The sequence below is a fragment of the Bradyrhizobium sp. genome (assembly GCF_016219575.1).
Taxonomy (GTDB): domain Bacteria; phylum Pseudomonadota; class Alphaproteobacteria; order Rhizobiales; family Xanthobacteraceae; genus Bradyrhizobium.
In genome coordinates this window covers 398,241-421,329 of the sequence record NZ_JACRMG010000009.1, presented here as the reverse complement: position 1 = coordinate 421,329, position 23,089 = coordinate 398,241, and the positions used below count along the sequence as shown (strand labels likewise).

The following is a 23,089-nucleotide window of genomic DNA, read 5'->3' as shown; positions in this document are numbered from 1 at the left end:
TGATTATCGTCGTTCAGACGCCGAGATAGGTGTGGAGCTTGTCCATGTTGGCTTCGAGCTCCGAATTGGCAAAACCGTCGATCACCTTGCCGTGCTCAACGACGTAGTAGCGGTCCGCGACGGTGGACGCGAAGCGGAAGTTCTGCTCGACAAGGAGGATGGTGAAGCCCTCCTTCTTCAGCCGCGCAATGGTGTGACCGATCTGCTGGATGATGACGGGCGCCAGTCCCTCCGTCGGCTCGTCCAGCATCAGGAAGCGCGCGCCGGTGCGCAGGATGCGGGCGATCGCCAGCATCTGCTGCTCGCCGCCGGAAAGCTTGGTGCCCTGGCTGCCGAGCCGGTCCTTCAGGTTCGGGAACAGCTCGAAGATCTGATCGAGCGAGAGACCGCCGCTGGCGACGATCGGCGGCAGCAGCAGGTTTTCCCGCACATCGAGGCTGGCAAAGATGCCGCGCTCCTCCGGGCAGAAGGCCACGCCGAGCCGCGCGATGCTGTCGGACGACGCCCGCGAGATGTCCTTGCCGTTGAACTGAATCGTTCCGGTGCGCTTGCCGATGATGCCCATCACCGACTTCAGCGTGCTGGTCTTGCCGGCGCCATTGCGCCCGAGCAGCGTCACCACCTCGCCTTCGTTCACATGGAAATTGATGCCGTGCAGGATGTGCGATTCGCCGTACCAGGCCTGCAAATCCTTGACCGACAATACCTGCGCGCCGCCCGCCTTCGCGGCCGGTTTGGCTGCAGTCATCACCTCAGGCATGACCGGCTCCCAGATAGGCTTCCTTGACGCGCTCGTCCTTGGTCAGTTCTGCATAGTTGCCCTCGGCAAGCACCTGTCCGCGCGTCAGCACGGTGATGATGTCGGAGAGGTTGGCGACCACGCTCAGATTATGCTCGACCATCAGGATGGTGTATTTCGCCGAGATGCGCTTGATCAGCGCCGCGATCTTGTCGATGTCCTCATGGCCCATGCCGGCCATCGGCTCGTCCAGCAGCATCATTTCGGGATCGAGCGCGAGCGTGGTGGCGATCTCCAGCGCGCGCTTGCGGCCGTAGGGCATCTCCACCGCCGGCGTCTTGGCGAATTCGCTGAGGCCCACGTCATTGAGCAGTTCCAGCGCCTTGGAATTGAAGCGGTCCAGCACCGATTTGGAGCGCCAGAAGTCGAAGGAATGGCCGTGCTGGCGTTGCAGCGCCACCCGCACGTTCTCGAGCGCAGTCAGATGCGGAAACACCGCCGAGATCTGGAACGAGCGCACCAGCCCGAGCCGGGCGACGTCCGCCGGCTTCATCGCGGTGATGTCATGCCCCTTGTAGAGGATCTGGCCAGCCGTCGGCTGCAGGAACTTGGTCAGGAGGTTGAAACACGTCGTCTTGCCGGCCCCGTTCGGACCGATCAACGCATGAATGGAACCCCGGCGGACTTTCAGAGAGACATCGCGAACGGCGAAAAACCCCGCGAACTCCTTGGTCAATCCGTGGGTTTCGAGAATGAACTCATCGGCCAAACAAACTTCCCCCATTGGCCGTCGTCGCGAGGTCCGCGCGCGCCTGGCCAATTATCTTTCTGCCGGCTGGTTCTCCCGGACGTCTTGCAACGTCACGGACCGGCCGCCTCCGGGGGCGGAATATGCCGTCATCCTAGCCGGTTAGGCAAGGCGGAAAGACAGGGTGCCGGCCCCCTTGCCGCGGCGGCCGGCGCGGCGGCCATTTGTCGGGTACCTGCCACGGGCCCGCGGCGGCAATGCTGCGATGTGTGGCCCGGTTTCGGGGGACGGAAAGCCTTTCTTAAGGCTGTTTGGCAGCAATCCCTTACCTTCATCAAAAATTTGGCCTTCCATCGCAAGCTTCAGCGTTTTGCTTTCAAGGCGGGCGGTAGGGGCATGGACTTCGAAAGCGCAAATCCGACGGTCGTCAAATCGATCAAGCAGCGTGACCTGCTCAATACCTGGCTGCGGCTATATGCCCGGGACCAGAAACTGCCTGCCATGGCGGAATACCAGCCGGCGCGCATCGAGGAGGAACTTCCGGACCTCGTCTACTACACCGTCGATACCACGCAGAAGCCGCCGCGCCTGATCATCGACAGCGACGGCACGCGGATGTCGAGCGCCTATGGCCACACCGGCAAGGGTCGCCCGCTCGACCAGTATCTCGGTCCCCGCCTCGCCCCGATCGTGATGCCGGTTTATTACGAGTGTATCCGGCGCGCCCTGCCCGCCTACACCATCGCTCATATCGACGACATCTACGGCCGCATCGTCGCCTATGAGCGACTGCTCTTGCCGTTCTCGGATGGCCGGGGGGTCACGCATATCATCGCATCGCTGAAGACCATCAGCGAGGACGGCGGCTTCGAGATCAAGAACCTGATGCGCGGCAACGACACGCTGCCGGTGCCGAAACTGCGTACCATCATCGACCGCGACCTGTTCCACCGGCTGCCAGGGCGTATTCCCTCCGGCGACCTGCTGGAATTCGGCTAGATATCGCGATGGACTTCAAGAGCGCTGACCCTTCCGTCGTCCGCAACATCATGCAGCGCGTCCTGCTCAATGCTTGGCTGCGCGCGGCGCGGACGCATCAGCCGCTGCCCTTGCTGGTTGATTTCGACCCCGGCGACGTCAAGGGCGAGCTGCCCGACATGATGGGATATGACGTCGAGGACGACGGCGAAGACGCCCGCTTCGTCATCAAGCAGGAAGGCGCGCGCCTTACTGCAACCTACGGCAATGAACATATCGAGCCGGCGAAGCGGACCAATCGCTATCTGCACGATGCGATCGGCCCGGAACGCTATGCCCGCGTGGTGCCGTCCTATCTTGCCTGCGTGCGGCATCGCCGGCCGATCTATTCGGTGTCCACTGTCCAGGATGCCGACGGCAAGGACGTCTCCTACGAGCGGTTGCTGCTGCCATTCGGCTTCGGGAATCGAGTCGAACAGATGGTAGGCTCATTCAAGGCCATCAGCATAGAGGGCGGCTTCAAGGTCAATAACCTGATGGGTCTGCAGGCCAGCAGCGTACCGCTCATCCTCGTTCAGGCGGTCATCGACCTCGCCGTCGCAACCGCGCCGGCAGAGCCTCGCGCCTCCAACGACGTGGTCGAACTCTAACCCTTCTTGCCCTTGCCGACTTGCTTCTCGTAGATCTCCGGCTTGAAGCCGACCACCAGCTTGCCGCCGAGTTCCAGCACCGGCCGCTTGATCATCGACGGCTGCGCCAGCATCAGGGCCAGCGCCTTCTTTTCGGTGATGCCTTCGCGGTCGCCGTCGGGCAGCTTCTTGAACGTTGTGCCGGCACGGTTGAGCAGGGTTTCCCAGCCGACCTTGTCGCTCCAGCCCTTCAGCTTTTCCTTCGCGATCCCTGCGACCTTGTAATCGTGGAAGTCGTAGGCCACGCCCTTTGCGTCGAGCCAGGCGCGGGCCTTCTTCATGGTGTCGCAGTTCTTGATGCCGTAGATGGTCGCCATTGCCCCGCCTCTCGCTTAAGTTCGCATTGGAATCTGCAGCCCGCGCTGCACCGCCGGCCGCGCCAGCCCCCGCTCGAGCCAGGCGGCGGCGTTGTCGAACTCGTCGAAGGCAACGAGTTCGCGCGCGCCATAAAAGCCGATCAGGTTGCGCACCCAGCCGAGCATGGAAATGTCGGCGATGCTGTATTCGTCGTCCAGAAACCACTGCCGGCCCGCAAGATGGGCTTCCATCACACCGAGCAGGCGCCTGGATTCGTTGACATAGCGCTGCAGCGGACGCTTGTCCTCGTATTCGCGGCCCGCAAATTTGTGGAAGAAGCCGACCTGGCCGAACATCGGCCCGATGCCGCCCATCTGGAAATGCACCCACTGGATCGCCTGCCAGCGCCGTGCGCCGTCAACCGGCAGCAGCCTGCCGGTCTTCTCCGCGAGGTAGTGCAGGATCGCGCCGGACTCGAACAGCGGCAGCGGTTTGCCGCCGGGGCCATCGGGATCGAGGATCGCGGGGATCTTGCCGTTGGGGTTCAGCGACAGGAATTCCGGCGTCTTCTGGTCGTCCTTGTTGAAGTCGACGAGATGGACCTCGTAGGGCAGTCCCACCTCTTCCAGCATGATCGACACCTTGACGCCGTTCGGCGTCGGCAGCGAGTAGAGCTGGAGGCGGTCGGGATGGCTTGCAGGCCAGCGATTGGTGATGGGAAAGGCGGACAGGTCGGACGTCATGTCTGTTCGTTTATCTCTTCTTGGCTTGGCCCCTGCTGAGGGTAATGTACGGACGTTGCCACAAGCCGCAAGGGTCGCAGCGAGCAAATGGATCACGGCCAGAAACCGGACTTGAACGACCACGATCTTTCGACGCACCCGACGGTCTATGCCGCGGACGCACTGAAGAACCAGGTGGCGCTGATCTCCGGCGGCGCCGGCGGCATCGGCCGCGCCATCGCCTGGCTGTTCGCGCGGCTCGGCGCGCATGTGGTGCTGACGGGGCGCGACCAGACCAAGCTCGACCTGCTCGTCACGCATCTCGTCGGCCACGGCCTGAAGGCCTCGGCGCATGCGGTGGATATCCGCGAGCCGGATGCGGTCGCAGCCCTGTTCGACAAGGTCTGGGACGAGCACGGCCGCCTCGACATCCTCGTCAACAGCGCCGGCGGGCAATTTCCGCAACCGGCGATCGATTTCTCGGTCAAGGGCTGGAACGCCGTCATCAACACCAACCTCAACGGCACCTGGTACATGATGCAGGCCGCAGCCCAGGGCTGGCGCGCGCGAAAAGCTCCCGGCAGCATCGTCAACATCGTCGTGGTGACGACGCACGGCCTCTACGGCATCGCCCACACCATCGCCGCGCGAAGCGGTGTCGTCGGCCTGTCGCGCGCGGTGGCGGTCGAATGGGCGCCGCTCGACATCCGCGTCAACTGCATCGCCCCCGGGCTCATCGAAACCGGGGGATGGGAGGTCTACTCGGCGGAGGCGCGTGCGGCCTATCCGCGCTCCAACCCCATGATGCGCGTCGGATCTGCGTGGGACATCGCCGAGGCCTGCGTCTACCTTTCGGCAGCTTCCGGAAAATACATCACAGGTGAGACGTTGACGGTCGACGGCGGCGGCCAGCACTGGGGCGAGACCTGGACCACGGGCAAGCCGGAATATTTCGGCGGAGAGTAGCCGCTAGCGGATTTCACACGAGACTGTCGAACTGCTGCGCCGCGCGATCGATGGTCGTAATCGGGTCGCACCACGTCGCTCTGGTGGAATGCAACCTTTTCGTGTAAAAGCGATCCATTGCGAGACGGCAACCTGAAGATGCCGTTGCCCGACCGAACCGATTTTCCGGGACCTGAACCCGGCCGTCAATTTTCCTTGTTATGGAGTTATGACCATGCCCGAGGATGTCGATCAGATAATCGAAGGACTTGCCAGAGCACGCATCGCCAAGAACAAGAAGCAGATACAGAATTCGCTCAAGCAAATCAGTGCCGGCAATCCGCTCGGAGCCGAACCTGAGGAGGACCGGCGGGTCGAGCGCATCACCCGCAAAACCGGTCTCTCCGTCCAGGACTGCACCGCCATTTCCGACATGATCTCGAAAACTGCCAATCAGGTGGAACGCAAGCGTGGCGGGGCGGAAGCCGTTATCGGGCCAACGATCGATTTCGTCGGGGTCGAGTTTCTCTCCCGCGGGCGCCTCGCCGCCAACGCGGTCGGTCGTGTCCGGTTTCGCTCCGGCCGGGCGCAAGGCACCGGCTTTCTGGTCGGACCGGGTATTTTCCTGACCAACAACCACGTCATCACAACGGCAGAGCAAGCCGGTCAAATGTTCGTCGAATTCGATTTCGAGGCTGACGATGCCGGCAGCAATCGTCCGATCACGGTGTTCACGCTCGACCCAGGGCGCTGTTTTGCCTCGGATCCGATCCGGCAACTCGACTTCACCTTGATCGCAATCGGCGAGCGCGTCAGCGGCACGAAGACGATCGACAGGTTCGGCTACATCCCGCTGTCGGACGCGACCGACAAGCACATGCTGGGCGAGATCGCCAACATCATCCAGCATCCGCAGGGCAGACTGAAGCAGATCGTCGTGCGCGAGAACAACCTGGTGTCGCGGGACGAGACGAACCAGGTGCTGCATTATCTCGCCGACACCGACCACGGCTCTTCCGGCTCACCGGTCTGCAACAACGACTGGGATCCGATCGCGCTGCACCATTGGGGCGGGCCGGGGTTGGAGATCAAGGGCACGGACGGACGGCCGTTGCCGCAGGAGATCAACGAAGGGATACGGATCAGCGCGATCGTCCGCGCGTTGCGCGGCCGCGTCGCCGGCCTCGAGCCGGCCACATCGCAGGCGGTCGCCAGGCTGCTCGCGATGTGGGACGGCGTCCAGCGCCCAGGCCCCATTCGTCCCGAAAGCACGGTGCCGGCCGGGGGCGAGGCCCTTGGACGCAGCGACCAGCCGCGGATCAACGGCGATGGATCGATGACCTGGACCTTTCCGGTTGAAATCAGCGTTCGCGCACCGCTCGCCAGTCCGGCCGCGGCGAATCTGGTTACGCCCCAGCCTCCGGCCTCCCTGCCCCCACCGGCGGCTCCCATCGCCGGTGCCGAACGTGCCAGTGTCGACTTCTCCGACCGCGGTGGCTACGAGCCGGGCTTCATTCGCGGCTTCAACGTTCCGCTGCCGAGCTTTGACTCAGTACCGTACAATCTCGCCGTCAACCGCGAGGCCGGACGCGGCGAGGATCGCCACGAGTTGCGCTATCACCACTTCTCGATCTTCATGAATGCGGATCGCAAGCTGGCGGCCTTGACCGCCTGCAACGTCGACGGCAGCCGGCTTTTTGCCATCAATCGCAGAACGAAGGAGGTCAAGAAGGCTTCGAGGCCGTCGGATATGGACCTGGAGTCGATGGGTGGGGCGGAGTCATCCGATGACTTCCAGAGCGACCCGCGTGTCGAAGACGACCAGATGGGGGTTGAATTCTACAGCGACCAGGAGGTCCCAGGCTTCCCCAAGCCCGTTTCGCCGGGTCGCGACGCGCCAAAAAGCAAGAAGAGCGCTTTCGCAAAGGCTTCGATGAAACGGACTGCGCGCATGTTCCAGAAGGGGCACCTCACCTTGCGCAGTGACCCGGCGTGGGGAACGGAAGACCAGGCCGTCGCCGCCGAAGCCGACACCTTTTTCTATACCAACGCGGTGCCGCAGCTTGGCTTCTTCAACCAGGGTAGCCCAGACAACGCGCCTGGCGTAAAAGGAAAGCTGCGCTGGCGCGCCCTTGAAACCTATGTCCTGCGCAATGCGCTGACGATGCGGCAACGCGTGTGCATTTTTGCGGGATGCGTGTTCGACGACCGGAATGATATTCCGTACCGACAGGACTCCAAGGTCCCGGTCCGCTTCTGGAAGATCGCAATCTGGGCGGAAGACGACGAGTTGCACGCCATCGCCGTCATCGCCAATCAGAAGCCGGTGCTCGACAAGCTGACCAAGGGTGTACCGGAGGGCGCCGAACTCGCCGAGGCATTTGGCGATCCGGAGGAGTTGTCGCGCGTTTCGGAGTTTCTCACCACCGTTGCCGAAATTGAGCGACTGACCAAGCTCGATTTCGGAAAGCAAGTCCGCGACGCCGACGTCCGCGCCGGCCAGGAAGGGCTCTCGCCGGCTATCGATGCGGACGAATCCGTTCTGAAGCGCCCGCGGAGGCGCAACAGCGGCCGCCGGGGCTCGGCAAGAAAGCGAACCGTAAGACGAGCGAGCAAGAAGAGGAAATAGCGCGGGAAGTCGGCCACCGCTCCTCCGTGAGCGGTGGCCTCCCGCAACGCATTCTCAAGCCAGCGCTGCCGGCACCGCCTGCGCCTGCGGCTTCGGGAACGGCCGGAATAGCATCATCATCAAGAATGCACCGATGCCCATGCCCCAGGCGCCGATATAGAGCCAGGCGTAGCTGGCGAAGGTGTCGTAGATCAGGCCGCCCGCGACCGGGCCGGTCGCCATGCCGAGGCTGCCGGCCATCGCAATGCCTCCCATCACCGTGCCCAGCATGCGCAACGGGAAGTTTTCGCGCACCAGCACCGCATAGAGCGGCATCACCCCGGCATAGATGAAGCCGAACAGGACGGCGACGGCATAGAAGGCGGCGAGCTCGCGCACGAACACATAGGCCAGCGCGCCGAACGCCTGCATCAATAGCCCGATCACCAGCACCCGCTTGGCGCCGAAGTGGTCGCCGAGCAGGCCGAAACCGATGCGGCCGAACAGTCCCGCCAGCCCCTCCACGCTGTAGATCGACACGGCGGCGATCAGGGGAATGCCGCAGCTGATGGCGTAGCTCACGGTGTGGATGATCGGACCGGAATGCGTGGCGCAGCAGAAGAAGTTGGTGGCGAGCAGGATGATGAATTGCGGCGACCTGAGCGCTTCCGCGCGCGACATTTCCGGTTGCGGCCCGGCGTCGCCGGAGGCAGCGGCGCCTCCGGCCAGCGCCGGCGGCCGGCGCAGCAGCAGCGATACCGGGATCATGATGGCTGCGACGATCCCGGCCAGGATCAGCATCGTCGTCCGCCAGTCATGGCGGGAGACGAGCCAGGCCGCCAGCGGCGACATCGTCATCGGCGCCATACCCATGCCGGCGGAGACCAGCGACACCGCGAGGCTGCGATGGGTGTCGAACCAGCCGGTGACGGTCGCCATCATCGGCACGAAGATCGCGGCCGTCGCCGCCCCCACCAGCAGGCCGAACAGCAGCTGGAACTCGATCAGCGAGGTGGCGCGGCTCGCCAGCGCCAGCGAGGCTGCGATGACGATCGATCCCGTCAGCACCACCGGCAGCGGCCCGAATCGGTCCGACAAGGTGCCCCAGATCATGCTGGCGAACGCCATCGCGAGAAAGCCGATGGTCATGGCGCTAGAAATGCCCGCCACCGACCAGCCGGTATCCCGCGCGATCGGCTGCAACAGCACCGGCAGCGAAAACATGCCGCCGATGGCGACGCAGCCCAGCAAGCCGCCCGCGGCGACGATGACCCAGCGATAGTTTGAACCGTTCATTCTTCTTCTCCGTTCCTGCTCTCGGCACACAGGACGAATGAGGAAAGCGAGAGACGACACGCCGGCCCGGAAAAAAATGTCACCGCTTCGTAAGCCCTTCGTCATGGCCGGGACGAGCCCGGGCATGACGAGAAGCAGTCACCCGGCGGGCGGCATCTTGTCGAATTGCGGCAAGGCGGGATCGACATGGTCCCAATCGTGGCCCCGCGCGCGATACGTCGCCGCCTGCGGCTTGAACCGGGCGGGATCATCGAGGCTCGCGGCATGGACGGTGAACAGATCGGGCATCGCCGCGAACGTGAGATAGACCGGCGCACCGCAGCTTGGGCAGAAGCCGCGCGTCTTCACATTGCCGCTGTCGGCGACCAGGTCCCAGTGCGTCGCCTTCCCCGCCAGCTTGACGGCCTTCCGGCTGGCAAAGGTCAGATAGGAGCCATGCCCGGTGCCGCTCGCCTGCTGGCAATCGCGGCACTGGCAATCATTCATGAAGACCGGTTCGGCGGAGATTTCATAGCGGATCGCGCCACAGGCGCATCCGCCGGCAAAGGCGTTGCTCATGTTGTCCTTTCGATGAAGTGTATTGAAAAAAGCAGGGGGGCCATATCGACCTCGAACGCGGGATCAGCATCGCCGAGCCGCGATCAGCTTCAGCCAGGGTGCCGAGTGGAAGGCGCTCATCAGCAGATACATCGGCAGCATTCCGCTCAGCACCGACGCTCCGGCGACCGAGCACAGCGCATCCGCCGTTCCGCCGCCCAGCACGCCCGTCAGCAGCCCCATGATGGCGAAGGTCGGCGTGGCCGCGAGGTACAGCCAGTCGGCTGCGCTCCTCGCCAGGCCGCTGCCATCTTCACGCATGGCCTCGCGGCCGTGCATGCCGGCAGGGGCATCGTTCATGTTGTCTCTCCAATATGATCGCAGTTGGCGCGCCGGGATCAGCCGCTTTTCTTTGGGAGCACGGCCTCGCCCGCGTCCGACACCTCGACCCAGCGCTTGTCCGGTGCGGCTCCCTCGACGTAGCTGTCGTGCCAGTTCCACCATTTGTAGGGCCGGCCCTGCGAGGTGCCTTCCGGCGAGTCTTCCCACGCCTCCTGACGGCCGAGCGCGGTCATGTCGAGGTAGCTCCAGACGGTGCCGATCGCCTCGTCGCCGCGGCTGTTGATGAGGTAGGTGCGGAACACGCGGTCGCCCTCGCGGATGAACGCGTTGTGGCCGTGCCATTGATCGACGCCGAAATCCGCATCGAAGCTGTCGGTGACGGTGTACCAGGGGATGTGCTGCCACCCCATCCGCGCCTTCAGCCGCGCGATGTCGGACTGTGGCGCGCGCGAGGCGAAGGCGAGCGTCGTGTCCCGCGCATGCAGATGGGCGAGATGGGAGACCTGGTCGGCCACCATCGAACAGCCGATGCAGGCATGTTCCGGCCAGCCATGCACGCCCGGTTCGAAGAAGGCGCGGTAGACGATCAGCTGACGGCGGCCCTCGAACAGGTCGGGCAGGCTCACCTTTCCCTTCGGCCCGTCGAACGAATATGCCTTCTCTATCGCCTGCCACGGCATGCGCCGGCGCTCGGCGGCGAGCGCATCGCGCGCGCGGGTCAACTCCTTTTCCTTCACGAGCAGTTTGGCGCGCGCGGCATCCCATTCCTTCGCGGAAACGATTTTAGCATTCATGACTAGCCTCCTGTTTTTCCTGAGCGTTGCGGCCTGCCCGGCTCATGCCGGCGGCAGCCGCCGGTCATAGTCCTGCTTGAGCTTGAGCCAGCCGTCCCAGAACGGCGGCGGCTCCTCGCCGCGGGCGCGCGCCACCAGCACGTCGAGATGCATGTGCCAGCCCGCGCCGACCATCATCATGGTGTTGCGGTTGGGCAGCCGCCGGTGGATCAGCGTCAGCAGCACGTCCTTGCCCTTTTCTTCCAGCTCGATGGTGACGTCGCCGCTGTTGTTCCAGGTGAAGGAAATTCTTCGCGGCGGATCGAGCTCGGTGATGCGGCTCGCCATCCGGTGCTCTTCGTCGAACCCGTCCGGCCGCCTGCCGGGCGGATCGGAGAGTTCGTCATTGCGCCAGACCAGTTCAAAGGACGTGCCGGCCTTCATCTCCATCGTGCCGGCAGCCAGCCATTTGCGGCGCAGCTCGCCGTCGGTGATGTAGGACCAGACGCGCTCGATCGGCCCCGGCAGCAGCCGCTGGATCTTCAATGTGGTCGGTTCGATCAGCGTGCCATAGGCATCGCGTGGCGAGCCTTGGGCATCGCGGCTTGCAGGTGCGTTCATCACTCGTCTCCCTTTCGTGATTTCGATTTGCGGGCCTTCGCCCTGACAACGTCCTCGTCGCGGAGCAGCTGCTCCAAGAGGTCGAGGCGGCCGTTCCAGAAGCGCTCGTAGAAGCCGAGCCATTCATGCGCGCCCGCCAGCGGCCCGGGATCGAGCCGGCAGACATGCGTGCGCCCCCTCACCTCGCGGCGGAGCAGGCCGGCGCCTTCCAGCACCCTGATGTGCTTGGAGGCCGCCGCCAGCGACATCGCAAAGGGTTTTGCCAGCTCGCTCACCGTCCGCTCGCCGGAGGCGAGATCGTGCAGCATCTGCCGCCGCGTCGTGTCGCCGAGCGCGTGAAAGACGGCATTCATCTGCGGTGTCTGAAGCTCAACCATATGGTTGAATATAGACGCAGACGCCAGATAGTCAACCCATTGGTTTAGTATTGTCCATCACGGCCGCGTTAGCGGCAGGTTCCCGCCGTCACCCAGGCCGCATGCGATCGATCATCATTTCCTCGCCACGATGAACGGCCGCACGTCCTTGCCGCGCGAGCCATGGCGGGCGCGCTCGACGATCTCGAATCCCGCCGCCGCGATCTCGTGCTCCAGCTCCTCCGCGGACAAGAACGCCACATGCGGCGCCTTGCCGATCAGTTGCATCAGGGGCACGGCGACGCGCACCAGCGGATTCATTTCCTTCAGGCACGGCGTCTTGGAAATGAACAGTCCGCCCGGCCGCAGCAGCCGACGGACGCTGGCGAGGACGGCGGCGCGGTCGGTCGCCAGGTGCAGGACATTGAAGCCGAAGGCTACGTCGAAGGCCCCGTCCGGCCACGGCGCCGCCTCGGGCCGCACCACCTCGAACGTGGCGTTGCCGCAGCCTTCGGCCCTCGCCTTCTCGCGCGCGATCGCGATCATTTCGCCGGAAATGTCGGTCGCGGTGATGTGCGCGACGGACGGCGCAAGTTTCAGCGCGGTCGTTCCCGTCCCGCATCCGAACTCGAACGCTTTATCATCTGCCTTGAGATAATGCCGCGTCCGCTCCAGCGTGCGCTCGTAGCCACCGGCATCGGCGATCTTGTGGGCGGCATATTTGCGCGCCATGCGATCCCAGAACCGCGCGTCATTCTTGATCCGAAACATGACGGTCCCTTGTCCCCTTCAAGCACGCCTTCAGAGCACGCAGCCGTAATGCGCCGATGACACCAGGCGGATGTACTTGTCGTGCACCGAGCCCGGCCGCGCCTTCTCGGCCCGGTCGGGCGCGCGCCAGCCCGCCATGCGCCGGGCGATCTCGGCATCGCTCACGTCAAGCGTCAACGTCCGCGCCTTCGGATCGATTACGATCGTGTCGCCTTCCTGCACGGCCGCGATCGGGCCGCCGCGTGCGGCTTCCGGCGAGATGTGGCCGATCAGGATGCCGTGCGACACGCCGGAAAAGCGGCCGTCCGTAATCAATGCGACGTCCTCACCGAGGCCGCGCCCCTGCAGCTGGATCGTCAGCATCACCATCTCGGGCATGCCGGGCCCGCCGACGGGGCCGACATTGCGCACGACGATGACGTCGCCTGCCACGATCTGGCCGGCGCGGATCGCAGCCATCGTGTCGGCCTCGGATTCGAACACGCGCGCGGTGCCGCGGAATTCGCCCTTCTCCAGCGTCTTGCCGGAGAGTTTCAGGAGGCAGCTCTCCGGCGCGAGATTGCCCCTGAGCACGCTGATGTGGTTGTTGGGCGGCGCGACGGGATTTTTCACCGGCGAAACGATATCCTGCCTGGGAATCTCCTCCAGCGTCGGCACCCCGGCGAGGTTTTCCGCCAGCGTCTTGCCGGTGACCGTCATGACGTCGCCATGCAGCAGGCCGGCGCGCAACAGCTCCTTCATCACGATCGGCACGCCCCCGATCGCATGCAGGCTTCCCATCGCATAGGGCCCGTGCGGCTGCAGATTGACCAGCAGCGGAATGCGCTCGCCGACGGCCTGGATGCGCTCGATGCCGACCGGCACCTGCGCCTCGCGGGCGACTGCGAGCAGATGCAGGTACATGTTGGTCGAGCCGCCCATGGCGTAGACGGTGGCAATCGCGTTCTCGAAGGCGCGCTCGGTCATGATGTCGCGCGGCCGGATGCCGGCCTCCATCAGCCGGTACAGCGCCTCGACCGAGGCGCGCGCCTGGGCGCGGACATCGGCATGGATATCGCTGCCGGCGCCGGTGTCGGCGGGGTGCGAGGCGCCGCGCGGCAGCATCATGCCGATCGATTCCGCAATCGTGCTCATCGTGTTGGCGGTGAACATCGCCCCGCAGGTGCCGCTGCCCGGCATCACGTTGCGCTCGACCTCGAGCAGTTCCTTGTCGGAGATCCGGCCGCTCTCGTTGGCGGCGCGCGCCTCCGCATAATCCATGATGGTGAGATTGTTGCCCTTGGCGGCCCACGCGCCGAACGACACCCGGCCGGGCGTAGCGGTGCCGGGATAGAGCACGAGCCCGAACGCATTGGTGCGTGCCAGCGGCATCAGCGCGGCCGCACCCGTCTTGTCGCAGCCGGAGATCACGATCATGGCGTCACCGTGATGGGCGTAATGGCCGATCTCGATGCAATCGGCGACGACGTCGCGCGACACCAGGCTGTAGCCCGCCGTCGGCGTCCCCTGCGTCAGCGCATCCGACACCGCGGGCGCGCCGACCACCAGCCCCTGCCCGCCGCGTTCGCCGAGGATCTCGACCAGCATGTCGGCAATCCCGCGCACGCGGTTGTTGCAGCGATGCGCATTGGTCCAGGCGCTGGCGATGGTGACGACGGCGCTGGTATTCGCCGCGCGGTCCGGATCGAACCCGGCCGCGCGCAACTCGACGCGCGATCGCTTCCAGTAGGTGCTGCTGTCTTGTACCAAGCCATCCTCCAGAATTTTCAGATTGCTATGAAGCCTTCGGGCGCCGTCGTCCAGACTTCATCGACGCACATTCCTCGCGACGGCAGTCCGGCTGTGTCCGATATCTACCGGCTATGCCAATCCTCAATTCCGAGCCCGCCGACGCGAGCGAACTCCCGCGAATTGTGCGTTACGATCTTGAGGCCTCGCCTCAACGCGCATGCGGCGAGCAACAGGTCATATGCTCCGATAGGGGTACCTTTGCTGTTCAGGCTTGCGCGCAATTGTGCCGCCACGCGTGCATCTTCCCGCTCGAATGGCAAGACGGAGATCGTATTCAGAAGCATCCTCATGGTTTCCCGCACACGCGGCGCAAGGTTGGGATTGCGCGACAGCCCGTACTCGACTTCCATCTCCGTGATCACCGAAACTGCCAATTGCGGCGGCGCTTCCTGACGAAGTCGCGCCATCACCGCCTGATCGCCGCGCGCAAAGCCGCTCAGCACATTGGTATCGAGGAGATACTTCACGAAAAGGCATCTTCAGATGGTGGCAGCAATTCGCCGCGGTATGATTCGAACGGCGGCGTGTCGGGAACACCCTGCCACTCGAGGATCGGCGACGGCCAGCCAGGACTGCCAAGCGCCTTCTTGTCCAGCCATTCGCGCAGCGCCTTGCGGATCAACCCGCTGCGCGTCTCGCCCAGCTTCTTGGCCGTTTTGTCCAATTCCTTGGCGGTTTTATCGTCGAGATAGAGGTTGAAATTCATGGCAACACCGTATGCGCGATATATAACCTGTTATAGGTTATATATCGAAAGGCCGGGGCTTCTGCAAGTATGGACCTTGAAAAGCGGCGCGCGCTTCCGGTGGAACGCCTAGCCCTTGTCGTCGTCGAAACTGACGATCACGGCGGCGTTCGCAATGAGGATCGAATCCGTGCCCTGCTCGGCCGGAATCTCCAGCCCGCCCTTTACCGCCGACACTTTCACCGTGCCGTAGGGCAGTCCCTTGGCCACCGCGGCCGTGTCGACGGCGTCCGGGTTCGGCACGCCGATCATGACATCCACGAACATGTCGTTCGCGGTCTTGCCCAGCATGCGGAAGAAGCCGAGGCTGGAATGGCGGATCGCATCCGACACCGCGCGCTTCGCCGCCTTGGTGGCGTCCTTGCCGTGGACGTCGACGCCCATGCCCATCTCGGTGATACAGCGCACCCGTGCCATCGCAATTCCCTGTCTTTGTTGTCAGAAAAACCGCCGAACCGGCGAAGCGCTCACTCGGCGGCCTGGCTGCCCGGAACGCCCTCTTCGACATCGAGCTGCAGGACGTCGCTGAAGCGGTTGAACGCCCCGCACAGAGCGATTCGCCAGGTCAACTCGACGATTTGGGCTTCGGAGAAATGCTTGCGAAGGCGCGTGAAGACCTCGTCGCGCGTGCGCGTCCAGTTGTCGTTCACGGCGACGGTGTACTCGACGACCAGCCTGTCCACCTCATCGAGCTCGGGGTGATCGCGAAAATCGAGCAGCCGCTCGACGCCCTGCGCGGACACGCCCTGCACCGTCAGCTTCGGCGCATGATGCGACACGCAATAGCTGCACTTGTTGAGCTGCGAGGCGGCCACCAGCGCCAGCTCCAGATGCCGCTTGGACAGCACGCCGTTGTCGGCGAGATCGACCAGCAGCGACCAGACATGCCGAAAGATCGGCGGGCGATGCACCATCACGCCAGCCTGGTTCTCGAAGGCGCCATAGGTCGTCATCTTGTCCCAGAGCGGCCACAGCGCTTCGGGCAGATCGTTCCTGTTCTTGATCGATACGCGCGACATGGAAGGCTCGCTTCGACGGTGTTGCCGGAAGGCGGGATTCGACACGGGATTGCCGATGCTGTCAAACCCCCGAGAACCGTAGGGCGGATTAGCGAAGCGTAATCCGCCAATTCATCCCATGCACAGTAGCGGTGGATTACGCTTCGCTAATCCACCCTACGCATCTCGGCCTCGTCACCCGCCCGCGATCAGGTCCCTCGCCAGCGCGCCCGTAGGGCGGATCAGCGAAGCGTAATCCGCCGATTCACCTCATGCACAATAGTGGTGGATTACGCCTTCGGCTAATCCACCCTACGCCTCGGCGCTCATCACCCGCCGGCGATCAGGTCTCTCGCCAACGCCATGTAGGCCGGCAGCGTCACGGGGTCGTTGGCGACGTTGCCGGCGACGGGGTGCGAGGCATAGCGGGCGATCACCATCTCGGCCTTCGGGTCGATGTAGATGCCCTGCCCGTGCACGCCGCGCGCCATAAAGGCGCCGTGCGCATTGTGCGTCACCCACCACTGGTTCCGGTAGGAGGCGCCGGGCAGCGTGGCGTAGCCGGCCGGCTTGAACTTTTCGGGATCGCCGCCGCGGGCGATGTCCTCGACCACGGCTGCCGGCACGATCTGGCGGCCGTTGAACCGGCCGTGATTGCGGATGGTCTCGCCGAAGCGAGCGAGATCGCGCAGCGTGGTCGACAACCCGCCGCCGCCGCTTTCGGTGCCGATGCGGTCGACGTGATAATGCGCGTCCTCTTCCGCCCCCATCGGAATCCAGATCCGTTCCGACAAGAGATCGGACAGCGTCATGCCGCTCGCCCGCCGGCAGATGAAAGCCAGCACGTCCGAATTGACGGTCTTGTAGGAAAACGCCTTGCCGTGCTCGCCCTGCTTCTTCTGCGCACACAGGAAATCGAAAATATTGGTCGCGCCCGTATAGCCCGGCTCGATCGGCGCCATGCCGTTCGCCCGCCTCAAGCCGAACACGCCGGAATTCTTGTCGGTATAAACTTCCGTGTATTCGAGGCCGGTGGTCATATCCATCGCCTCGTGCACGCGCGCATCGCCGAAGGCGCTGGCCCGAAGCTCCGGCACATAATCCGTGACCGGCGCCTGCGGATCGATCTTGCCCTCCGCGACCAGAATGCCGGCGAGCGTGCCCGTGAACGACTTCGTCACCGACATCCCGATATGCGGCTTGTGCGGCCTCAGCGCGCCGAAATAGCGCTCGTAGATCAGCTTGCCCCGGTGCAGCACCGCGATCCCGTCGGCATAGGTCTCCTCACACATGCGCGCAAACGTCATGGGACGGCCGTCCATCGTGACCGAGCTAGATGCGCCGATGTCATGATCCTCGCGCGGCAACACCGACGCAGGCCCTGCGCCGCGCCAGACGTTCACGGTCGGCACCAGCTGGCGGATGTTGCTCCACGCCCAGCGCAATTCGGGGAAGCTGCGGAACGAACCGTCGTGGAACGTGATGGTCTTGTCCGGCGGCGGGGGAAAACCCTGCATCCAGCCGAGGGCTTGCGGATCGGTTTCGGCGGCGGCGATCGGAGTGGGCTGACTTTGTGCGGTTGCGACAGACATGAAGGCGGACTCCGGAAGGACGATACAGGAATCGCTGTGTAGGGCGGGTTAGCGAAGCGTAACCCGCCAGCCCAGACACTTGCTAATATTTCCCAAGAAATACCCGAGTTAATGTATGGTTACAAACGCTTGAGATTACCGCCATGCCGAAGCGACTACGATCGTCCGTGAAAGGAACAGGTGCTGACGCCGCCACGGCGCGCAGATCACCCGCCGCTGCAACGCGCAGCATCGACGTCGTGCTCGACCAGCGCCTTTTTGTGCTCGAACCCGACCAACATCGGACGTTGATGCAAGTACTCGACGATCCTGTTGAGCCAGGCCCCAAGTTGCGATGGCTGCTGCACCGAACTCCGGCTTGGCAGAAGTGACCGATCAGGTGGACCGGGGGGACCTAACCCACCATCCAAAAGCACACGTATTGATGCGAAGCGGCGGATTACGCCTTCAGCTAATCCGCCCTACGCTCCGCTTCTTCCGATCGAAACCGTGGTCGCGGCGTTTAGTTGAGGACCCGTTGGATCAATCCACCCTACGGGCTTAACTAACTTGGCGGACGATCTAGAAGCACGCTATAGATAATTCCCCCTCAGCTCGTCGATGATCCGCGTCGCGGTTTCGCCGAGGCATTTCATCTCGAAGGGACGTCGACGATCATGCCGTTAAACGCCCAACCGGTGAAAGCGCGGCTCACATCGGGGCGACCTTAGCTCCAACTGTAACCAACGCCCAATGGCCGATATCTCGCTGCCAGCCTCTGAGGATAACGCTAGTGGCTTTGTTGTTTTCATGCCTTGGGTTACGCTTCCCCGAAGCATCCGAGTTGGACGCTTCCGCTTCTGTCCGTTACGTCTAAGCGAAATCGCAACGGTAGTTGATCAGAGCATTGCGCCAGTCGTCGAAAGAGCCGTGCAGTGCTACGTTCGACGGAACGGCCAGCCAATCGAAAGTTGCACGATCGTTCTACGGGTTCGCGGCCCTCAGCATTGGAATGTCCCTCGTAGACACTGGAATTTAGCGGTCGAAGCTGCCAAAAAGCTTGCCTTGGCTTGCCTGTCGGAACAACGATTCTTTGAGGGGCATTTCAGTCCTCATCTCAACGCGACCATGTTTCGAATAATCGGCCAAGGCGTAAGTGCCGGGTCGGATCAGATTGCTCCCTACTTTGCAAGGCGCGGTGGCGGCCTTCAAATCGGGGGGTTACGTTTCAAAGACGTCGTATTCCAACGGCCGCCGCAGATAGAAGGCACGTCGTGCGAGGTAATCAATGAACGTCTCTTGAGGGCACTAGAGAAGGCTGAGCGTCTAGAATGCGGCGCTGCGCGCGCAGTTAACTCGTCCCTAGAAACCTTTCTGCTTGCCAACGCGGAAGCACCCGACCTCGATTCGGATAGTTGTGTGACCCTCTCTGCAATTTCGTTTGAGCGACTTATCGAGCCTACCACCAACACCGCACAAGGATTGGCTTCGGCATTTGCAGACTATTGGGCACCTTTTGTCAGGTTAACCGTTGCGAATGCGAAGCGGATTAAGCCAGACGAGAAATACACGCCCGAACAGAACTCTTGGCCGATACATCGCAAGTGGATGAAGGAGCTATACGAAGCTCGCAGTGCAACAGTCCATCAGGGTCCGCGATCTGAGTTCAGCAAAAATTGGTCGGCTTGGCAGCATCTTGTCCTTGCGGCCTTCGCCTACCCTCTAACGATCAAACTGAGACTTGCAGAAGCCGGGCTGTACTCACCGAACGACAGGGAGCTCGCTGCCTTCGAAGTGTTTGACCTGCTGCTGGATAGCAGCTGGGGTAAAGGGTGGAGAAAACCGCCAGAATGGTCAAAAATTCTGTCGATGGCTGAAGGGACGCGAGCAATTCACACGGCAGTTGCCAGCGCCATGAGAAAACATGAAGGCAATCTGTCGGGAGAAACGTGAGCACAAAGCCCCTTACTCCCACTCAATCGTCCCCGGCGGCTTAGACGTCACGTCGTACACCACCCGGTTCACGCCCTTCACCTCGTTGATGATGCGCGTCGCGGTCTCGCCCAGGAACTTCATGTCGAACTGGTAGAAGTCCGCGGTCATGCCGTCGGTGGAGGTCACTGCGCGGAGGCCCACGACGTAGTCGTAGGTGCGGCCGTCGCCCATCACGCCGACGGTCTTCACCGGCAGCAGCACGGCAAAGGCCTGCCAGATCTCGTCGTAGAGGCCGTGCTTCCTGATCTGGTCGATATAGACGGCATCGGCCTTGCGCAGGATGTCGAGCTTGTCGCGGGTGATGTCGCCGGGGCAGCGGATGGCAAGGCCGGGGCCCGGGAACGGATGGCGGCCGACGAAGATTTCGGGCAGGCCCAGCTCGCGGCCGAGCGCGCGCACCTCGTCCTTGAACAGCTCGCGCAGGGGCTCGACGAGCTTCATGTTCATGCGCTCGGGCAAGCCGCCGACATTGTGGTGCGACTTGATGGTCACCGACGGGCCGCCGGTAAACGACACGCTCTCGATCACATCAGGATAGAGCGTGCCCTGCGCCAGGAATTCGGCGCCGCCGATCTTCTTCGCCTCGGCATCGAACACATCGATGAAGAGGCGACCGATGGTCTTGCGCTTCACCTCGGGGTCGGTGACGCCTTCGAGCTCGCCCAGGAACTGCCTGGACGCATCGACGTGAACCAGCGGGATGTTGTAGTGGCCGCGGAAGAGATCGACGACGGTCTTCGCCTCGTCCAGCCGCAACAGGCCGTGGTCGACGAACACGCAGGTGAGCTGGTCGCCGATCGCCTCATGGATCAGCACGGCCGCAACCGCCGAGTCCACGCCGCCGGACAGGCCACAGATCACCCGGCCCTTGCCTACCTGCCTGCGGATCTTCTCGATCGCCTCCTCGCGGAAGGCGCGCATGGTCCAGTCGCCGGAGAGGCCCGCCACCTTGCGCACGAAATTGCGTAGCAGTTTGGCGCCGTCGGGCGTGTGCACCACTTCGGGGTGGAACATCAGCCCGTAATACTTGCGCTTCTCGTCCTGGATCACGGCGAACGGCGCATTCGCAGAGGTGCCGGCCACCACAAAGCCCGGCGGCATCTTCGTGATGCGGTCGCCATGGCTCATCCACACCTGGTACTTGCCGCCCTTGTCCCAGGTGGCGTCGAACAGGCGGCTTTCGCCCTTCACCTCGACATCGGCGCGGCCGAATTCGCGGTGATGCCCGCCCTCGACCTCGCCGCCGAGCTGGTGCGCCATGGTCATCTGGCCGTAGCAGATGCCGAGCACGGGAATGCCGGAATCGAAGATCGCCTGCGGCGCGCGCGGCGAGCCTTCTTCGTGCACCGACTCCGGTCCGCCGGAGAGGATCACCGCTTTCGGCTTCATCTCGCGGAAGGCGGCTTCTGCCTTCTGGAACGGCACGATTTCGGAATAGACGCCCTCTTCGCGCACGCGGCGGGCGATCAGCTGCGTCACCTGGCTGCCGAAATCGACAATCAGAATCTTTTCATGCGCCGAGGCCGCTGGCGGCGTCGATTGGCGGGCTTGCTGTGGGGCTGTCATGGCAAGCAGATACGCGACGCCGCCCCCTCCCGCAACAACGGCATCCGGGCAGCCCACATGCTTTCGCAGGCATGCGGACCGCGCGGGCCAGCCTTTCCGGCTCTCCCGATGGACTTTTCATATATGTCAGTAATACTGACCTATATAAACAGGGGAGGAAACCATGGCCCAGCAGCACGACCCGGCCTTCTGCGCCGCCCTCGGCCGGGAATGGATCGACGCCTGGAACTCGCACGACCTCGAGCGCGTCCTCGCGCTCTATGCCGACGAGGCCGAGATGACCTCGGACAAGATCCCGCTGCTCGGCTTCGACCCCAGCGGCACCGTTCGCGGCAAGGAGGCCTTGCGCGCCTACTGGCGCAAGGGGCTGGACCTGCTGCCCAACCTGCACTTCACCCTGATCGACGTCTATGTCAGCCCCGACAGCCTCGTGGTGTTCTACGAGAACGAGCGTGGCGCGAAGATCTGCGAGTACCTGCGCCTCAACGCCGACGGCAGGATCCGGCAGGGATCGGCGAACCATCTGGTGCATTGAGCTCTGTTATCATTCCGGGGCGCGCCGTAGGCGCGAGCCCGGAATGACAGGGTCTCACAAGCTCCGTGGCCGGGGCGACGCAAGTGGAAGCCGCACGTCAGGCCTTCCTCAGCACCGCCACGAAAAACCCGTCCGTCCCTGTCCGGCGCGGCGTCAGCAGCCAGCCTTCGTCGGAGCGCAGCGCGGCGGCGGCGAAATCCTCGGCCTTGTCCCACAGCACGCTCGCGGTCTCTTCCGGCGGCACGATCGAAAATTCCGGATGCCGCGCGATGAACGCGCGCATCTGCTCGTTGTTCTCCGCAGGCAATACCGAGCAGGTGATGTAGGCGATCCGCCCGCCCGGCTTCACCATGCCGGCGGCGCGATCGAGCACCTCGACCTGGTCCTTCAGCCGCACCTCCAGCGCGCCCGGCCGCATCCGCCATTTGGCGTCGGGGTTGCGCCGCCACGTCCCGGTGCCGCTGCAGGGCGCGTCGATCAGCACGAGGTCGGCGGATGCCTTGATGTCGGCGAGCGGCTCGGCCTCGCCCTTCGGCGCGCGCACCTCGGCATTGTGCACGCCGGCGCGCGACAGCCGCTCATGGATCGGCGCGAGCTGGCGCTTGTCGCGGTCGGCCGCGATCAGCCGGCCCTTGCCGCCCATCATCGCGGCGAGCGCCAGCGTCTTGCCGCCGGCGCCGGCGCAGAGGTCGATCACCTGCTCGCCCGGCTTTGCCGCCGAGAACAGCGCGGCGAGCTGCGAGCCCTCGTCCTGCACCTCGACGGCGCCCTTCAAAAAGTCCTCTTCCGAATGGAGGCCGGGATTGCGCGCGTCGGCGCCGAGCTCGATGCGCAAGCCGACCGGCGACCAAGGCGTCGGCTTGGCGCCGAGATGCTTCAGCGAGCCCAGAACCTTCTCGCGCTTGGCCTTCAGCGTGTTGACGCGCAGGTCGAGCGGCGCGCGGCTCGCCATCGCGGTCGCTTCCGCGACGCGGTCCTCGCCGAACACCGCGGCAAGCTGCGCATCGAGCCATTCGGGATAATCGCCCGCGACATGCGCAGGCGCCCCATCGAGCGAGCCGGAGGCGAGCGCCGTGCGCTCGGCCTCGTCGAGCGGCTCCGGCGCGAAGCGGCCGCCGTCACACAGCGCGGCGATCGCATCGACATCCATGCCGCGCTCCAGCCTGAGCATGCCGAGCAGGCGCGCCCGCGGCGTCTCGCTCCCCATCAGATAGGCGCTGGAAGCCCGCCGCCGCAGCACGTCCCACACCAGGCCCGAAATCGCGGCGCGATCGCCGGAGCCGGCAAAGCGATGCGCCGTGCCCCATTCCTTCAGCGCTTGCGCCGCCGGAACGCGCTGGGTCTCGATGGCGGCAATGATTTCGATGGCTGCGGACAGCCGGGCGGCGGGAATCATCTGGAATCTTTCGCATGTCGCGGGGAGTGACCAGGCCAGGCACCATGCGGCTGGCGTCACCGTTCCGACG

At 64.0% G+C, this 23,089-nt stretch carries 26 protein-coding genes; 7 read left to right on the top strand and 19 right to left on the bottom strand.

Annotated features, from left to right (window positions below):
- Positions 1–13 precede the first annotated feature (13 nt).
- Complete coding sequence (locus tag HZB49_RS07015; RefSeq protein ID WP_291609780.1) at positions 14–760, bottom strand: ABC transporter ATP-binding protein; 747 nt, start codon at positions 758–760, stop codon at positions 14–16.
- Positions 753–1,508: an ABC transporter ATP-binding protein gene (locus tag HZB49_RS07010; protein WP_291609779.1), complete on the bottom strand. Its 756-nt coding sequence runs from the start codon at positions 1,506–1,508 to the stop codon at positions 753–755. The genes HZB49_RS07015 and HZB49_RS07010 overlap by 8 nt, the downstream gene beginning before the upstream one ends.
- A gap of 375 nt (positions 1,509–1,883) precedes the next feature.
- Here HZB49_RS07010 and HZB49_RS07005 point away from each other — a divergent pair, with 375 nt between their 5' ends.
- Both HZB49_RS07005 and HZB49_RS07000 read left to right on the top strand, forming a co-directional pair.
- Positions 1,884–2,486: a PAS domain-containing protein gene (locus HZB49_RS07005; RefSeq protein WP_291609778.1), complete on the top strand. Its 603-nt coding sequence runs from the start codon at positions 1,884–1,886 to the stop codon at positions 2,484–2,486.
- A gap of 8 nt (positions 2,487–2,494) precedes the next feature.
- Complete coding sequence (locus HZB49_RS07000) at positions 2,495–3,115, top strand: hypothetical protein (RefSeq protein WP_291609777.1); 621 nt, start codon at positions 2,495–2,497, stop codon at positions 3,113–3,115.
- On the opposite strand, the gene HZB49_RS06995 is transcribed toward HZB49_RS07000, so the two are convergent.
- Positions 3,112–3,471 carry an ArsC family reductase gene (locus tag HZB49_RS06995; protein WP_291609776.1) on the bottom strand — a complete coding sequence of 120 codons (360 nt, stop codon included), beginning with the start codon at positions 3,469–3,471 and terminating at the stop codon, positions 3,112–3,114. The two genes, HZB49_RS07000 and HZB49_RS06995, sit on opposite strands and share 4 nt — an antisense overlap.
- 15 nt (positions 3,472–3,486) lie before the next feature.
- A complete protein-coding gene (locus tag HZB49_RS06990; protein WP_291609775.1) occupies positions 3,487–4,194 on the bottom strand; it encodes a glutathione S-transferase N-terminal domain-containing protein in 708 nt (235 codons plus the stop codon).
- 111 nt (positions 4,195–4,305) lie between these two features.
- Here HZB49_RS06990 and HZB49_RS06985 point away from each other — a divergent pair, with 111 nt between their 5' ends.
- Together HZB49_RS06985 and HZB49_RS06980 are read left to right on the top strand one after the other, a co-directional pair.
- Positions 4,306–5,139: an SDR family oxidoreductase gene (locus tag HZB49_RS06985; protein ID WP_291609774.1), complete on the top strand. Its 834-nt coding sequence runs from the start codon at positions 4,306–4,308 to the stop codon at positions 5,137–5,139.
- A 214-nt stretch (positions 5,140–5,353) separates the two neighbouring features.
- On the top strand, positions 5,354–7,747 hold the full coding sequence (locus HZB49_RS06980; RefSeq protein ID WP_291609773.1) for a DNA/RNA non-specific endonuclease: 2,394 nt from the start codon (positions 5,354–5,356) through the stop codon (positions 7,745–7,747).
- A 54-nt stretch (positions 7,748–7,801) separates the two neighbouring features.
- On the opposite strand, the gene HZB49_RS06975 is transcribed toward HZB49_RS06980, so the two are convergent.
- The 13 genes from HZB49_RS06975 to HZB49_RS06915 all read right to left on the bottom strand — a co-directional run bounded on the left by HZB49_RS06975 (position 7,802) and on the right by HZB49_RS06915 (position 17,548).
- On the bottom strand, positions 7,802–9,022 hold the full coding sequence (locus HZB49_RS06975; RefSeq protein WP_291609772.1) for an MFS transporter: 1,221 nt from the start codon (positions 9,020–9,022) through the stop codon (positions 7,802–7,804).
- Positions 9,023–9,160: 138 nt separating this feature from the next.
- Positions 9,161–9,580 (bottom strand): GFA family protein, encoded by a 420-nt coding sequence (locus HZB49_RS06970; RefSeq protein WP_291609771.1) that lies wholly within the window; start codon positions 9,578–9,580, stop codon positions 9,161–9,163.
- 63 nt (positions 9,581–9,643) lie between these two features.
- Positions 9,644–9,880, bottom strand: coding sequence for a hypothetical protein (locus tag HZB49_RS06965; protein WP_291611121.1), 237 nt, complete (start codon positions 9,878–9,880; stop codon positions 9,644–9,646).
- 77 nt (positions 9,881–9,957) lie between these two features.
- Entirely contained in the window at positions 9,958–10,695 is a 738-nt protein-coding gene (locus HZB49_RS06960; protein ID WP_291609770.1) for a DUF899 domain-containing protein, read from the bottom strand.
- A gap of 42 nt (positions 10,696–10,737) precedes the next feature.
- On the bottom strand, positions 10,738–11,295 hold the full coding sequence (locus HZB49_RS06955; protein ID WP_291609769.1) for an SRPBCC family protein: 558 nt from the start codon (positions 11,293–11,295) through the stop codon (positions 10,738–10,740).
- On the bottom strand, positions 11,295–11,672 hold the full coding sequence (locus HZB49_RS06950; protein ID WP_291609768.1) for a metalloregulator ArsR/SmtB family transcription factor: 378 nt from the start codon (positions 11,670–11,672) through the stop codon (positions 11,295–11,297). Before HZB49_RS06950 ends, HZB49_RS06955 begins: the two co-directional genes overlap by 1 nt.
- A gap of 114 nt (positions 11,673–11,786) precedes the next feature.
- Positions 11,787–12,422 carry a class I SAM-dependent methyltransferase gene (locus HZB49_RS06945; RefSeq protein ID WP_291609767.1) on the bottom strand — a complete coding sequence of 212 codons (636 nt, stop codon included), beginning with the start codon at positions 12,420–12,422 and terminating at the stop codon, positions 11,787–11,789.
- A gap of 30 nt (positions 12,423–12,452) precedes the next feature.
- Positions 12,453–14,171 carry a dihydroxy-acid dehydratase gene (locus tag HZB49_RS06940; protein WP_291609766.1) on the bottom strand — a complete coding sequence of 573 codons (1,719 nt, stop codon included), beginning with the start codon at positions 14,169–14,171 and terminating at the stop codon, positions 12,453–12,455.
- A 104-nt stretch (positions 14,172–14,275) separates the two neighbouring features.
- Positions 14,276–14,680: a type II toxin-antitoxin system VapC family toxin gene (locus tag HZB49_RS06935; RefSeq protein WP_291609765.1), complete on the bottom strand. Its 405-nt coding sequence runs from the start codon at positions 14,678–14,680 to the stop codon at positions 14,276–14,278.
- Positions 14,677–14,919, bottom strand: a complete 243-nt coding sequence (locus HZB49_RS06930) for a ribbon-helix-helix domain-containing protein (protein ID WP_291609764.1) — start codon at positions 14,917–14,919, stop codon at positions 14,677–14,679. Before HZB49_RS06930 ends, HZB49_RS06935 begins: the two co-directional genes overlap by 4 nt.
- A gap of 108 nt (positions 14,920–15,027) precedes the next feature.
- On the bottom strand, positions 15,028–15,375 hold the full coding sequence (locus tag HZB49_RS06925) for a Lin0512 family protein (RefSeq protein WP_291609763.1): 348 nt from the start codon (positions 15,373–15,375) through the stop codon (positions 15,028–15,030).
- Between the two features lie 50 nt (positions 15,376–15,425).
- Positions 15,426–15,977 carry a carboxymuconolactone decarboxylase family protein gene (locus HZB49_RS06920; RefSeq protein WP_291609762.1) on the bottom strand — a complete coding sequence of 184 codons (552 nt, stop codon included), beginning with the start codon at positions 15,975–15,977 and terminating at the stop codon, positions 15,426–15,428.
- Positions 15,978–16,285: 308 nt separating this feature from the next.
- The gene (locus HZB49_RS06915; RefSeq protein WP_291609761.1) at positions 16,286–17,548 is read right to left on the bottom strand and encodes a serine hydrolase; all 1,263 of its coding nucleotides are present in this window, start codon (positions 17,546–17,548) and stop codon (positions 16,286–16,288) included.
- A gap of 143 nt (positions 17,549–17,691) precedes the next feature.
- On the opposite strand from HZB49_RS06915, the gene HZB49_RS06910 reads away from it, so the two are divergent.
- Both HZB49_RS06910 and HZB49_RS06905 read left to right on the top strand, forming a co-directional pair.
- Positions 17,692–17,919, top strand: coding sequence for a DUF1778 domain-containing protein (locus tag HZB49_RS06910; RefSeq protein ID WP_291609760.1), 228 nt, complete (start codon positions 17,692–17,694; stop codon positions 17,917–17,919).
- A gap of 361 nt (positions 17,920–18,280) precedes the next feature.
- Complete coding sequence (locus HZB49_RS06905) at positions 18,281–19,480, top strand: hypothetical protein (protein ID WP_291609759.1); 1,200 nt, start codon at positions 18,281–18,283, stop codon at positions 19,478–19,480.
- 12 nt (positions 19,481–19,492) lie between these two features.
- On the opposite strand, the gene guaA is transcribed toward HZB49_RS06905, so the two are convergent.
- Positions 19,493–21,088 (bottom strand): glutamine-hydrolyzing GMP synthase, encoded by a 1,596-nt coding sequence (gene guaA / locus HZB49_RS06900; RefSeq protein ID WP_291609758.1) that lies wholly within the window; start codon positions 21,086–21,088, stop codon positions 19,493–19,495.
- Between the two features lie 163 nt (positions 21,089–21,251).
- On the opposite strand from guaA, the gene HZB49_RS06895 reads away from it, so the two are divergent.
- Positions 21,252–21,623, top strand: a complete 372-nt coding sequence (locus HZB49_RS06895; protein ID WP_291609757.1) for a nuclear transport factor 2 family protein — start codon at positions 21,252–21,254, stop codon at positions 21,621–21,623.
- 97 nt (positions 21,624–21,720) lie between these two features.
- Here the strand turns inward: HZB49_RS06895 and HZB49_RS06890 are convergent, their stop codons facing one another.
- Positions 21,721–23,019 carry an RsmB/NOP family class I SAM-dependent RNA methyltransferase gene (locus tag HZB49_RS06890; RefSeq protein ID WP_291609756.1) on the bottom strand — a complete coding sequence of 433 codons (1,299 nt, stop codon included), beginning with the start codon at positions 23,017–23,019 and terminating at the stop codon, positions 21,721–21,723.
- Positions 23,020–23,089 lie beyond the last annotated feature (70 nt).